The organism is Streptomyces sp. NPDC051020 (genome assembly GCF_040683105.1).
In the GTDB taxonomy this organism is placed as follows: domain Bacteria; phylum Actinomycetota; class Actinomycetes; order Streptomycetales; family Streptomycetaceae; genus Streptomyces.
The window spans coordinates 85,581-97,683 of sequence record NZ_JBFBCG010000026.1 but is presented as its reverse complement, the minus strand read 5'-3'; the positions used below and the strand labels follow the sequence as shown (position 1 = coordinate 97,683).

At 69.7% G+C, this 12,103-nt stretch carries 12 protein-coding genes; 3 read left to right on the top strand and 9 right to left on the bottom strand.

The window, feature by feature from the left end; translation table 11 throughout:
• The coding region (locus AB0N06_RS16730) for a hypothetical protein (RefSeq protein WP_366135409.1) at nucleotides 1-360 on the top strand (360 nt) is incomplete at its 5' end.
• A gap of 204 nt (nucleotides 361-564) precedes the next feature.
• Here AB0N06_RS16730 and AB0N06_RS16725 read toward each other — a convergent pair.
• On the bottom strand, nucleotides 565-1,572 hold the full coding sequence (locus AB0N06_RS16725; RefSeq protein WP_366135408.1) for a stage II sporulation protein M: 1,008 nt from the start codon (nucleotides 1,570-1,572) through the stop codon (nucleotides 565-567).
• Nucleotides 1,573-1,694: 122 nt separating this feature from the next.
• Between AB0N06_RS16725 and AB0N06_RS16720 the strand changes: the two genes are divergently transcribed.
• Entirely contained in the window at nucleotides 1,695-2,678 is a 984-nt protein-coding gene (locus tag AB0N06_RS16720; protein WP_366135417.1) for an RDD family protein, read from the top strand.
• Between the two features lie 157 nt (nucleotides 2,679-2,835).
• On the opposite strand, the gene AB0N06_RS16715 is transcribed toward AB0N06_RS16720, so the two are convergent.
• From AB0N06_RS16715 to AB0N06_RS16680, 8 genes are all read right to left on the bottom strand, one after another.
• Nucleotides 2,836-3,447: a hypothetical protein gene (locus tag AB0N06_RS16715; RefSeq protein WP_366135407.1), complete on the bottom strand. Its 612-nt coding sequence runs from the start codon at nucleotides 3,445-3,447 to the stop codon at nucleotides 2,836-2,838.
• A gap of 182 nt (nucleotides 3,448-3,629) precedes the next feature.
• On the bottom strand, nucleotides 3,630-5,087 hold the full coding sequence (gene ahcY / locus AB0N06_RS16710) for an adenosylhomocysteinase (protein ID WP_366135406.1): 1,458 nt from the start codon (nucleotides 5,085-5,087) through the stop codon (nucleotides 3,630-3,632).
• A 247-nt stretch (nucleotides 5,088-5,334) separates the two neighbouring features.
• Nucleotides 5,335-6,312, bottom strand: a complete 978-nt coding sequence (locus AB0N06_RS16705; RefSeq protein ID WP_366135405.1) for a cation diffusion facilitator family transporter — start codon at nucleotides 6,310-6,312, stop codon at nucleotides 5,335-5,337.
• 87 nt (nucleotides 6,313-6,399) lie between these two features.
• Nucleotides 6,400-7,566 carry a mannose-6-phosphate isomerase, class I gene (gene manA / locus AB0N06_RS16700; RefSeq protein ID WP_366135404.1) on the bottom strand — a complete coding sequence of 389 codons (1,167 nt, stop codon included), beginning with the start codon at nucleotides 7,564-7,566 and terminating at the stop codon, nucleotides 6,400-6,402.
• 53 nt (nucleotides 7,567-7,619) lie between these two features.
• Nucleotides 7,620-8,756 (bottom strand): SIS domain-containing protein, encoded by a 1,137-nt coding sequence (locus AB0N06_RS16695; RefSeq protein ID WP_366135403.1) that lies wholly within the window; start codon nucleotides 8,754-8,756, stop codon nucleotides 7,620-7,622.
• Nucleotides 8,757-8,855: 99 nt separating this feature from the next.
• Nucleotides 8,856-9,038 (bottom strand): Trm112 family protein, encoded by a 183-nt coding sequence (locus AB0N06_RS16690; RefSeq protein WP_030927015.1) that lies wholly within the window; start codon nucleotides 9,036-9,038, stop codon nucleotides 8,856-8,858.
• Between the two features lie 292 nt (nucleotides 9,039-9,330).
• Nucleotides 9,331-10,695: a phosphomannomutase/phosphoglucomutase gene (locus AB0N06_RS16685; protein ID WP_366135402.1), complete on the bottom strand. Its 1,365-nt coding sequence runs from the start codon at nucleotides 10,693-10,695 to the stop codon at nucleotides 9,331-9,333.
• Between the two features lie 94 nt (nucleotides 10,696-10,789).
• Nucleotides 10,790-11,167, bottom strand: coding sequence for a DUF3499 domain-containing protein (locus AB0N06_RS16680; RefSeq protein WP_266984962.1), 378 nt, complete (start codon nucleotides 11,165-11,167; stop codon nucleotides 10,790-10,792).
• Between the two features lie 322 nt (nucleotides 11,168-11,489).
• On the opposite strand from AB0N06_RS16680, the gene AB0N06_RS16675 reads away from it, so the two are divergent.
• The gene (locus AB0N06_RS16675) at nucleotides 11,490-11,933 is read left to right on the top strand and encodes a metallopeptidase family protein (protein WP_366135401.1); all 444 of its coding nucleotides are present in this window, start codon (nucleotides 11,490-11,492) and stop codon (nucleotides 11,931-11,933) included.
• The last annotated feature ends 170 nt before the right edge of the window (nucleotides 11,934-12,103 follow it).

The window sequence follows — 12,103 nt, the reverse complement described above, 5'->3', positions numbered from 1 at the left end:
GGAACCTCGAACCTGCCGAAGCAGGCCGGGGTATCAACATATCTGGCGTTGACTTTTGGCACGCTGTTGAGTTCTCAAGGAACGGACGCTTCCTTCGTACTCACCCTCTCGGGCTTTCCTCCGGGCTTTCCCTTCGGTCTTGCGTTTCCGACTCTATCAGACTCTTTCGTGTCCGATTCCCGGTCGAAGCGGGTTCCGCTTTCCAGTTCTTCGCTTTCGCGTTTCCCTTTCCAGCGGTTCCAACCTTACCAGATTCTTTTTCGTTTCCGTTTCCGGTCCGAATTTGATTCCGGTGGCCTTTGGAGTGGCCTTTGCCTTTCGGCGGATCCGACTTTATCAGAAGCATTTCGACCGATCTAATCGGCTTCATTGCTCGAGATAGATAAAGGAATCAATGACTCTGCGGAAACTTGGTTCCGCTGAGAGCGAGATAGATACTAGCTGTTGGGATCGAACCTGTCCAGTCCGACTCAACCGTTTGAATCTACCTCCCCCTGTCCACCATGTCAACGGTTTTTTTGGGGCGAGGAGAAGACTAGCAGGTCAGCGGGGTCATACGCACCATCAGGCAGCGGCCGGGAGCTCGGCGCTCCGCTCGGTGGCATCGAGGTCTCCTGCCTCTCCGGCTCGGGCCGCGCGGCCGCCGAGTACGTAGACGTACGCGAGAAACGCCAGCTCGGCGGCGATACCGATGGCGATACGGGCCCAGGTGGGGAGACTCGAGGGTGTGACGAAACCTTCGATCACGCCCGAGACGAACAGGACCAGGGCCAGGCCGATGGCCATGCCGATCGCGGCTCGGCCTTGCTGCGCCAGGGCGGAGCGGCGATTCTGCGGGCCGGGGTCGATGACCGTCCAGCCGAGGCGGAGGCCTGTACCGGCGGCGACGAATACCGCGGTGAGCTCGAGCAGGCCGTGCGGGAGGATCAGGCCGAGGAAGGTGTCGAGTCGGCCGGCCGACGACATCAGGCCGATGCCGACCGCGAGGTTGAGTACGTTCACGAAGAGGATCCAGATCACCGGCAAGCAGAGGAACGCCCCCAGGACCAGACACATCGCGGCAGCCTGAGCATTGTTCGTCCAGACCTGGGCGGCGAACGAAGCGGCCGGGTGGCTGGAGTAGTACGTCTCGTACTCTCCTCCGGGGCTCGTCATGCGGCGGAGGTCTTCAGGGGCGGCGATCGCTGCCTGGACCTCCGGGTGGGTGCCGATCCACCAGCCCATGAGTGCGGCCAGGAGCGTCGAGAGGACAGCTGTGGGTATCCACCAGTGCCTGGAGCGGTAGACCGCTGCGGGAAAGCCGGCGGTCAGGAAGCGGGTGGCGTCGCGCCAGGTGGCCCGGCGGGTACCCGTCACCGTGGACCGGGCGCGGGCCACGAGCTGGGTGAGGCGCGCGGTGAGCATCGGGTCAGGGGCGCTGGACTGGATCAGTGAGAGATGGGTGGCCGTCCGCTGATAGAGGGCGACGAGTTCGTCGGCTTCGGTGCCCGTGAGACGGCGCCCGCGGTGCAGGAGGTGGTCCAGGCGGTCCCACTCGGTGCGGTGGGCTGTCACGAAGACGTCGAGATCCATGGTCGGCTGCTGCTCCAGGCATGGGTGCGTACGGGTCCGTCCTACTGCGGCGCGCTGCGGGTCAGCTTGGCAGACTGAAGCTCCCGAGGGGCAGGGAAGGTCGGCGAAGGGTGGGCGGCAAAATGAGTGAGCTCGTGACCGGGGACGCGGTCGTGCTGGGGCTGAGGCCGGCAAAACTGCCGAGTCGTGCGCTGGCTCTGGCGATCGATCTTGTCGTGGTGTGGACGGTTTTCATCCTGGTGTCGATCGGGCTGACCGTCGCGACGGTGACGCTGGACGAGGCGGCGAGCGCGGCTATTGCCGTCGCCACGTTTCTGCTGGTGCTGGTGGGCGGGCCCATAGCGGTGGAAACGCTCAGCCACGGCCGTTCGCTGGGGAAGCTGGCGTGCGGGCTCCGGGTGGTGCGGGACGACGGCGGGCCGATCCGGTTCCGGCACGCGCTGGTGCGCGGGGCGATGGGGGTCGTCGAGATCCTGATGACGCTCGGGGTCGTCGCATCCATCGCGTCGCTGGTGTCGGCGCGGGGGCGACGGCTCGGGGATGTCTTCGCGGGGACGCTCGTCGTACGGGAACGGGTGCCGGCGGGGCGGGGTGTCGCCGTGCCGCCTCCGCCGCCATGGATGGTCGGACGGTTCGCCGGGCTTGATCTGTCGGCGGTGCCGGACGAGCTGTGGCTGGCGATACGCCAGTACCTGACGCGGATGAACCAGCTCGATGCGGAGGTGGGGTGGTCAATGGCCACACGGCTGAGTGGGGAGCTGGCCGCTCGTACGGGGGTTCCCGTTCCGGAAGGGGTGCCGGCTGCGGCGTATCTGGCCGGCGTGGTGAACGAGCGGCAGGCACGGGACGCGCGGCGGGTGTTTGCCGCTGCGCAGAGAGTTTCCCCGGAGGTCGCGGGTCCGCCTGTGGACGGACCGACGGGTCTGCCCGTCGTCGGGCAGAGCGGTGTGGAGGGTGCGGGGGGCGTGCGGGCTGTGTCGGCGCCCATGGAGTGGCCGGCCCCTGTGGAACCCGTTAACCCTGGGGCTGCTGGGATTTCTGGGATTTCCAGGGCGGACGGGTCCCCGGTGCGGACTCCGGGCACTGGGTTTGCGCCGCCTGCTTAGACCGACCGGCACATGGCGGGTGGGAGAAGGAGCGGGGCTGGGTGCGTGCAGCTGCACGGCGGAGGATTGAGCCATGGCGGAGCCATGGTGATGGACGACAACGCGGCAGATGTGCGCGCCCAGCCCCGCGACGCCGCCCCCCATGTGCCGGTCGGGCTTAGCGAGGGGAGGGCGGGGATTCCAGCTCTTCGAGCTCGATGCCGGGGGCCGAGAGGACCACGTCGCCGGCGATGTGGACGGTGTGCTGCTCACCCGTGTCCAGGGCGCTGACCTGGTATTCGTCCACCACCAGGGGGCCACTGTCAGTGGCATGCGCTTCACTGTTCACCAGGGCCCAGGACTGGTCGACGGTGCGGGGGGCGAGGACGGGTTCCGTGAAGGCGACGAGGCGGACACGGGTCGCGGAGGAACCGGGGGTGAGGCGCAGCAGTCGTGAGGTCGCGACGAGGAATGCGGGGGAGGTGCCAGTGAAGGCGTGGGCGCGGACATTTCCTTCGGTGGCATGGGTACCGGTCGGATCGGTGCGGACCCAGGTGACGCCTTCGAGGGCGGCTCCTCGGATCTGCCAGCTCGCGGCGTGGAGTTCGAGGCGAACGGGGCGGCCGAGTTCGTCGAGGGTGAGGTCGACGGAGCCCAGGTGATCGCCGGAGGAGGCGGTGGTCCGGGAGACGTAGCGCCAGCCGGAGGGGCCTGGGGCGCATTGGAAATGTTCTTGGCCGAGGGGGGTGTGGTCGTGGGGATCATGGAGCGAATAACGGCCGCGGGGCATGGGGTCCTTCGGGTTCCTCGGGCTGTGCGGGTGCGATACGACGCAGGCCCCCGACACGGGGGTGCGGGGGCCTGCGCTCGTATCCGCTCCTGAAGGTGGGGCTGGTCCGTCCGTCAGGGCCGTTGTGGACCGGTCACCGGCCGGTCTGATCTGTGCCGCCGGCGGACGGGATCAGCGCCGGATCAGTAGCGGTAGTGGTCGGGCTTGTACGGGCCCTCGACCTCGACGCCGATGTAGGCGGCCTGCTCGGGGCGGAGCGTCGTGAGCTTCACGCCGAGCGCGGCGAGGTGGAGGCGGGCGACCTTCTCGTCGAGGTGCTTGGGCAGCACGTAGACGTCGGTCGGGTACTCCTCGGGCTTGGTGAACAGCTCGATCTGGGCCAGGGTCTGGTCCGCGAACGAGTTGGACATGACGAACGAGGGGTGGCCCGTGGCGTTGCCCAGGTTCAGCAGGCGGCCCTCGGACAGCACGATGATGACCTTGCCGTCGGGGAAGGTCCACGTGTGGACCTGCGGCTTGACCTCGTCCTTGACGATGCCGTCGATCTTGGCGAGACCGGCCATGTCGATCTCGTTGTCGAAGTGGCCGATGTTCCCGACGATCGCCTGGTGCTTCATCTTGGCCATGTCGGCGGCCATGATGATGTCCTTGTTGCCCGTCGTGGTGACGAAGATGTCGGCCTGGGCGACGACGTCATCGAGGGTGGCGACCTGGTAGCCGTCCATGGCCGCCTGGAGCGCGCAGATCGGGTCGATCTCGGTGATGATCACGCGGGCGCCCTGGCCGCGGAGGGACTCCGCGCAGCCCTTGCCCACGTCGCCGTAGCCGCAGACAACGGCGGTCTTGCCGCCGATCAGGACGTCGGTGGCGCGGTTGATGCCGTCGATCAGGGAGTGGCGGCAGCCGTACTTGTTGTCGAACTTGGACTTGGTGACGGCGTCGTTGACGTTGATCGCCGGGAAGAGGAGGGTGCCGTCGCGGTGCATCTCGTACAGCCGGTGCACACCGGTCGTGGTCTCCTCGGTGACGCCGCGGATCTCGGACGCCAGCTGGGTCCACTTCTGCGGGGCCTCGCCGAGGGTGCGGTTCAGCAGGGTGAGGATGTGGCCGTACTCCTCGCTGTCCGCGGTCGACGGGTCCGGGGCCGATCCGGCCTTCTCGAACTCGACGCCCTTGTGGACGAGGAGGGTGGCGTCGCCACCGTCGTCGAGGATCATGTTCGGGCCGCCGGTGGGCGTGTTCGGCCAGGTCAGGGCCTGCTCCGTGCACCACCAGTACTCTTCCAGCGTCTCGCCCTTCCAGGCGAAGACCGGGACGCCGGCGGGGGCGTCCAGGGTGCCGTTCGGGCCGACGGCGATGGCTGCGGCGGCGTGGTCCTGGGTGGAGAAGATGTTGCAGGAGGCCCAGCGGACCTGAGCGCCGAGGGCGACCAGGGTCTCGATCAGCACGGCGGTCTGCACGGTCATGTGCAGCGAGCCGGTGATGCGGGCGCCGGCGAGCGGCTGCGCGGCGGCGTACTCCTTGCGGATCGACATCAGGCCGGGCATCTCGTGCTCGGCGAGCGTGATCTCCTTGCGGCCGAACTCCGCGAGGGAGAGGTCGGCGACCTTGAAGTCCTGTCGATTGGCGACCGTCGTCATAACGGGCTGCTCCTCGTAATGGGTCGAGGGTGGATAGGGCCGGCTCTGCGGCGGCGGGCACACGAATGCCCGGGCGCTCGCAGCGCAGTCCGTCGGAGGCCCTCTCTCCCTCGCCCGGTCCGCAGGAGCGGAGCGGCCGACCGCCATCAGCAGCGACGTCTGACACTGTCACCGAATCTACACCGATCGGCCCAGTCGCTCCCAGCCCACTCGGGGCCGGGAGCGGTCAAAAAGGGGATCGGGAGGGTCAGTGGCCGGAATCGGCCGGGCCGGTGTCGGGGGCCGTGGCCGGATTGGTGCCCGCGGCGGCGGCCGCCTCGTTGAAGATGTCCGGTTCCAGGTAGATGACCCGGGCGATCGGGACGGCTTCGCGGATGCGGGCCTCGGCGGCGTTGATGGCGTTGGCGACCTCGGTCGCAGTGTCGTCGTGCTGGACGGCGATCTTCGCGGCGACCAGCAGTTCCTCGGGGCCGAGGTGGAGCGTACGCATGTGGATGATGCGGGTGACGGTTTCGCCGTCGACGACCGCGGCCTTGATCTTGTCGACCTGGTCGGTGCCGGCGGCCTCACCGAGCAGCAGCGACTTCGTCTCGGCGGCGAGGACGATCGCGATGATGATCAGCAGGGTGCCGATGCAGAGGGTGCCGATTCCGTCCCAGACGCCGTTGCCGGTCCCGAGGGCCAGGCCGACACCTGCGAGGGCGAGCACCAGACCGATCAGCGCGCCGAAGTCCTCCAGGAGGACGACGGGGAGCTCGGGGGCCTTCGCGCGGCGGATGAACTCCTTCCAGGAGAGCGACCCGCGGGTCTCGTTGGACTCCTTGATGGCCGTACGGAAGGAGAAGCCCTCGGCGATGATCGCGAAGATCAGTACGCCGACCGGCCAGTACCAGGCCTCGATCTCGTGCGGGTGCTTGATCTTCTCGTAGCCCTCGTACACCGCGAACATGCCACCGACCGAGAACAGGACGATGGAGACGAGGAAGGCGTAGATGTAGCGCTCACGGCCGTAGCCGAAGGGGTGCTGGGGGGTGGCTTCGCGCTGGGCCTTCTTGCCGCCGAGCAGCAGAAGCCCCTGGTTGCCCGAGTCGGCGAGCGAGTGGACGCTCTCCGCGAGCATCGACGACGAGCCACTGAACAGGAACGCCACGAATTTGGCCACTGCGATCGCAAGATTGGCGCCGAGCGCCGCCACGATCGCCTTGGTTCCGCCTGACGCACTCATGGGTGCCTGGTGTCCCTTCGTCAATGCTGCGGCCCTGGCGCCGCGGTACGGCCGGACATTGTTGCAGCCGCTGATTCGGACGGTACGTCAGGCCACCACTGTGGCGCGGAACAATGTGCCGGTACCAGACGCTTCGACCGATTCGTCCGATGGAACGAAGACCGAGCCGCCGGGGGCGAGGTCGAGCGTGCCGACGCGGGGCGCACCGGCGGTGCAGAGCAGGATCTGCGGGGCGGACCTGGTCAGATCCACGGGAGCGGCGCCGGGTGAGAGGTCGTAGCGCGACAGCCGGAATTCGTCGACCGGGGTCTCGTACAGTTCCTCGCCGGAGGGCGACGCCTCGGGACGCAGGATGCCGGGGTCGGTCGCCTCGAAGCGGACGACTCCGAGGAGCTCGGGGACGTCGATGTGCTTGGGCGTCAGTCCGCAGCGCAGCACGTTGTCCGAGTTGGCCATGATCTCCACACCGAGGCCGCCGAGGTAGGCGTGCGGGACGCCGGCGCCGAGGAACAGGGCTTCGCCGGGCTGGAGTTGCACGTGGTTCAGCAGCATCGCAGCGATGACACCCGGGTCACCGGGGAAGTGGTGTGCGATACGGGCGTACGGGGCGTGGGCGCCACCGAGGCGTTCGGCGGCGGCCGCCGCCGCCGTGACCGTCTCCGCCATCTCCGCGGGGTCGGCGGTGAGGATCGCCGTGAGCACTTCGCGGAGCGCCGCCTCTTCGGGGTGGGCTCCGAGCAGGTCGACGTACGGCTTGAGGGAGTCGACGCCGAGCGCCGCCATCGCCTCGGCTGCCTCGGTGGGCCGGCGGAAGCCGCAGAGGCCTTCGAAGGGAGTGAGCGCGCAGATCAGTTCGGGCTTGTGGTTGGCGTCCTTGTACGTGCGGTGGGGCGCGTCGATCGGGACGGAGCGACGCTCCTCGTCCTCGTATCCCTTCTTGGCCTGCGCGAGGTCGGGGTGGACCTGGAGGGAGAGGGGGGCACCCGCGGCAAGCAGCTTGAGGAGGAAGGGGAGACGGGGGCCGAACTTCTCGACCGTGGCCGTGCCCAGTTCGCGCTCGGGGTCGGCGGCGATGATGTCGGTGAGGGGCTGCTCGGTGCCTGCTGTACGGGTGAGACGGGAGGGGGCTCCGGGGTGGGCGCCCATCCACATCTCGGCCTGGGGTTCGCCGGTGGGGGCGACGCCGAGCAGTTCGGGGATGGCGGTGGTGGAGCCCCAGGCGTAAGGGCGCACGGTGTTGGAGAGCCGGTCCATGGAGATTTTTCGTCCTCGTGAGATGCGGGGATCGTGCGATGCGGTGGAGCGGGTCAGGGATGAGCCGCGGACGCCAGGGACAGGTAGACGGCGGCGAAGTCGGTGACGGCGAGGAGTTCGGCGAGGGCTTCGAGTTCGGTGCCCTCTTCCGGTTCGAGTTCGCTGATCGCCGTGTCGTGGCCGAGGGCGAGTTCGCGGGCTGCCGGGGCGGCGCTCAAGCCGCCGGTCGGCCGGTCCCGGAGCAGGACGACCCGGGCGTGCAGGGGCTCCGTCTCATCGACCCGGTCGCGGAAGAAGTCGTCCGGGTCGGCTCCGGCGGCGAAGGTGCCCGCCAGCAGCGCCCCGTGGGCGGGGAGCGCCTCGGGGAGTTCGGCGGCGATGGCCGGGCGGCCGGACAGTTCGGCGAGGACGGCGGCGAAGCGTCGCCCGACCGGTCCTGCGGCGTCGCCCTCCGTCCAGATGAGGGGCAGGCTGTCGGCGAGTTCGGCAGCGAGGGTCTTGGCCGGGTTGCTGTACGTGGCAATGGCCGGGCCGCAGCGTTCGGCGGTGCGGTCGAGGCGGTCTGCGACACTCTGCAGTGCCTCGGGGGTTGCGGTGACCAGGCCGACCCGGTCGAGCAGGGCCAGCAGCGGCGTGAACAGGGCCCAGAGCGTGCCGGGGCCCGCGGCCGAGGTCTCGGCGTCGTACTCGCCGTGCGGGGCGGACGCCATCGGTACCAGGAGCCCGCGCACCCCGTCGACCGCCTCGCGCAGCGGGGACCGGTGGGGGGCGACGGCAACGACCGTGCAGCCGCGCCGGTACGCCTGTTCGGCGAGGAGCGCGAGGCCCGGTTCGGTGCCGTCGGCCGTGGCGATCAGCAGCAGGTCGACGGAGCCGGCCCAGCCGGGGAGCGTCCAGCGCATCGCGCCCGCGGCGGGTGCGACGCCGGAAGGGGGGATACGGGTGACGGGGGCCGAGGCGCCCGCCAGTGCGGCGATCAGGTCGGCGACGCCGAATGCGGCGGTGCCTGAGCCGGCGACCATGACCGCGCGGGGACGGCCCTCCGGGGTCAGCTCGGTGATCCCGGCCTCCGCGGCGTGCCGGGCAGCGGTACGGACGCGCGCCCCGGCCTCGGCGGCGCCCCGGAGCAGACCGCGGCGGTCGGCTCGGGCCAATGCTTCCGGGGCGTCGAGCAACGACTCGTCGAGCATGGGGACGGGCCTCCGATCACGTGCTGCTCAGCGTGAGGTCTGCGGGGTACGGGGCGGGGTCGCCGGCGTGGTGGGTGACGGCGGTCCCACGACTCGCCGTTACGCGGGGCGGCGGGCCTCGTCGACGAGGAGGACGGGGATGCCGTCCCGTACCGGGTAGGCCAGGCCGCAGTCCGTGCCGGTGCAGACCAGCTCGGGGCTGTCGGCTGCCGAGCGGTCGTCCAGCGGGGAGTGGCAGGCCGGGCAGGCGAGGATCTCCAGAAGGCCGGCTTCGAGCGGCATGGGGTGGGTCCCTTCAAGCATTCGAACGTGTGTGTCCGGTTCACGCGGATCAGGCGCCGTCAGCCTACCGCCGGGGTGGCGGGGGCGCGGCCCGGCCTGGAGCCGGTGGGGCGGGTGGGGCAGGTGGGGCGATGTGGCGTGCATGGGGTTGCGGTGCGGGTCGGGGCCGGCGGGCCGGGGCGCCTGCGGCGTGCTCGCCCCCCCTCCCGAAACCGGTGCTCCGTCCCGGCCCCCGTCCGGTTCCCGAACGCCGGACGGGCCGGACGCTCGCCCAAGAGGGCCGGGAGTGGACCTACGCGCGGACCAGGGCCAGGACCTCGTCGCGTACCGCCTTCATCGTCCCCTCGTCGCGGGCCTCGACGTTCAGGCGCAGCAGGGGTTCCGTGTTGGAGGCCCGCAGGTTGAACCACCAGTCCGGTGCCGTCACCGTCAGGCCGTCCAGTTCATCGAGCGTGATGCCCTCGCGCGCCTCGAAGAGTGCGCGTACCACCGCCGTGCGGGCCGGCTGGTCGTCGACCGTGGAGTTGATCTCTCCGGAGCCGGTGTAGCGGTCGTACTGGGCGACCAGTTCGGAGAGCGGACCCGGCTGGCCGCCGAGGGCGGCGAGGACGTGGAGGGCGGCGAGCATGCCCGTATCGGCGTTCCAGAAGTCGCGGAAGTAATAGTGCGCGGAGTGTTCGCCACCGAAGATCGCGCCGTGTTCGGCCATCTCCGCCTTGATGAAGGAGTGCCCGACGCGGGTACGGACGGGGGTGCCGCCGTGTTCGCGGACCACCTCGGGGACCGACCAGGACGTGATCAAGTTGTGGATGACGGTGCCCTTGCCGCCGTTGCGGGCGAGCTCGCGCGCCGCGACCAGCGCGGTGATCGCTGACGGGGAGACACCCGCGCCGCGTTCGTCGACGACGAAGCAGCGGTCCGCGTCGCCGTCGAAGGCGAGGCCCAGGTCGGCGCCCTCGGCCAGCACCCGGGCCTGGAGGTCGACGAGGTTCTTCGGGTCGAGGGGGTTGGCCTCGTGGTTGGGAAACGTGCCGTCCAGTTCGAAGTACAGGGGGACGACGTCGAGCGGGAGTCCCTCGAAGACGGTGGGGACGGTGTGGCCGCCCATGCCGTTGCCCGCGTCGACCACGACCTTCAGCGGGCGGATGGCCGTCAGGTCGACCAGGGACCGCAGGTGGGCCGCGTAGTCGGTGAGGGTGTCGCGGTCCATGACGGTGCCGGGCGTGGCGACCGGCTGCGGTACGCCCTGTTCGGCCCACTTCTCGATCAGGGTGCGGATCTCGGCGAGCCCGCTGTCCTGCCCGACCGGTGCGGCGCCCGCCCGGCACAGCTTGATGCCGTTGTACTGCGCCGGGTTGTGCGAGGCGGTGAACATCGCTCCGGGCAGGCCGAGGCTGCCGGAGGCGAAGTACAGCTGGTCGGTGGAGCAGAGGCCGATCAGGGTGACGTCCGCACCGCGTGCCGCCGCGCCGCGCGCGAACGCCGCCGAGAGACCGGGAGACGACGGGCGCATGTCGTGGCCGATCACGATCGCCTCCGCGTCCGTCACCTCGACGAACGCCGCCCCGAACTGCTCGGCCAGCGATTCGTCCCACTGGTCGGGCACGACTCCGCGCACGTCGTACGCCTTCACGATCTGCGACAGATCAGCAGTCACGGGCCGGTCCTCCTGAGTTTCCTGCGGACCGCCCAAACTACCCGGCCGGTCCGCGCGCCCGCGGAAGGATGCGGTCGTTCGGTGATCGACCGCTTCAGGAGTCGGGCGAGCGCAGGACCCGCAGGTGACCGCGGCGCGCGACCTCCATCGGGTCCGCGGCGTGCGGGCCGCCGCCTCTGGCCTCCGCCGCGCGGTCGTGCGGACGCGCCGCTTCCCGCACGGCGTTGGCGAGTGCCTCGAGGTCGTCACCACTGGGGCGCGTGGGAGCGGAGGGATCGGTGAGCCGGACGACTTCCCAGCCGCGTGGCGCGGTCAGTCGCTCACTGTGCTCGGCACAGAGGTCGTAGCAATGGGGCTCGGCGTAGGTGGCGAGCGGGCCGAGGACCGCAGTCGAGTCGGCATAGACGTACGTCAGTGTCGCGACGGCAGGGCGGCCGCACGCGGTGCGCGAACAGCGACGTACAGGGCTCACGATGTTGGACGGTACCGCACTCTTGAGCGGGCTGCGACGACTCTCCCTCAGGTCACCCCACCGTGTCGCACTGTGACCTCCGGCACAACCGCCTTTCGGGCAACTGGCCTGACCTGCGCGGGAAGAGGTAAGCGCAGGTCGCAACGGCAACGATTTCGGTCACCACTCGGTGCATAAGCTGTCAATACGTAGGAGATCCATGGTCGCGGACCGGGCCTGAAACGGGCTCAAGCTTGGCCGGAATGTTCAAGTGCGGACATGCCGCTGTGCTGCCGGTGACGGGCGATCAGGCTGCCGCGCAGAGGGTTACGCTGCGTCGGTGATGGACAGTCCTGTACCGCCGCCCCACCCGTCCGAGCCGCAGTCCGAGCCGCGACCGCGCCGTCGAGACCGCCATGGCCGCGGCATGCGCGGACCCGTCGCCCCGCCCCAGGTGCCGCTCTCGGCCACCAGGGCGGAGAACTTCCGTGATCTCGTACAGGACTCGGTGGAACGGCTGGAGCGACGCTGGCCTCAGCTGGCCGATGTCGACTTCATGGTCCTCGATGTGCCGGGGCCGCAGGCGGAGACCGTACCGCTGGGGCGTGCGGTGTCCGCGGAGAAGGACCGGCCCGCGCAGATCGTCATCTATCGGCGCCCCGTCGAAATCCGTACCAAGAACCGTGACGAGCGTGCGCTGCTGGTGCACGAGGTCGTGGTCGAGCAGGTCGCTGAGTTGCTCGGGCTGTCGCCGGAGTCAGTGGATCCGCGCTACGGGCAGGACTGAGGCGTGTTTCGAAAGTGACGTCGTCCGTCCGTAGGGCGGGCCAGGCGGCGTCTGGTGCGTGCGATCGCAAGGCGGCCGGGCGGTGCGACGGGGCAGAGCTTGCCGGGAGGGGCACCAGGTTCTGTCGTCCGGATCAGGCTGCGACCCCCGCGAGCCGAGCAGGATGTGAA

Bases quoted from the DNA above. Each gene is read 5' to 3' on its own strand.
- AB0N06_RS16705 (WP_366135405.1), bottom strand. From the start codon at position 6,312: ATGAGTGCGTCAGGCGGAACCAAGGCGATCGTGGCGGCGCTCGGCGCC.
- AB0N06_RS16720 (WP_366135417.1), top strand. From the start codon at position 1,695: ATGAGTGAGCTCGTGACCGGGGACGCGGTCGTGCTGGGGCTGAGGCCG.
- AB0N06_RS16690 (WP_030927015.1), bottom strand. From the start codon at position 9,038: ATGCCGCTCGAAGCCGGCCTTCTGGAGATCCTCGCCTGCCCGGCCTGC.
- AB0N06_RS16725 (WP_366135408.1), bottom strand. From the start codon at position 1,572: ATGGATCTCGACGTCTTCGTGACAGCCCACCGCACCGAGTGGGACCGC.
- manA (WP_366135404.1), bottom strand. From the start codon at position 7,566: ATGGACCGGCTCTCCAACACCGTGCGCCCTTACGCCTGGGGCTCCACC.
- AB0N06_RS16695 (WP_366135403.1), bottom strand. From the start codon at position 8,756: ATGCTCGACGAGTCGTTGCTCGACGCCCCGGAAGCATTGGCCCGAGCC.
- AB0N06_RS16675 (WP_366135401.1), top strand. From the start codon at position 11,490: ATGGACAGTCCTGTACCGCCGCCCCACCCGTCCGAGCCGCAGTCCGAG.
- ahcY (WP_366135406.1), bottom strand. From the start codon at position 5,087: ATGACGACGGTCGCCAATCGACAGGACTTCAAGGTCGCCGACCTCTCC.
- AB0N06_RS16715 (WP_366135407.1), bottom strand. From the start codon at position 3,447: ATGCCCCGCGGCCGTTATTCGCTCCATGATCCCCACGACCACACCCCC.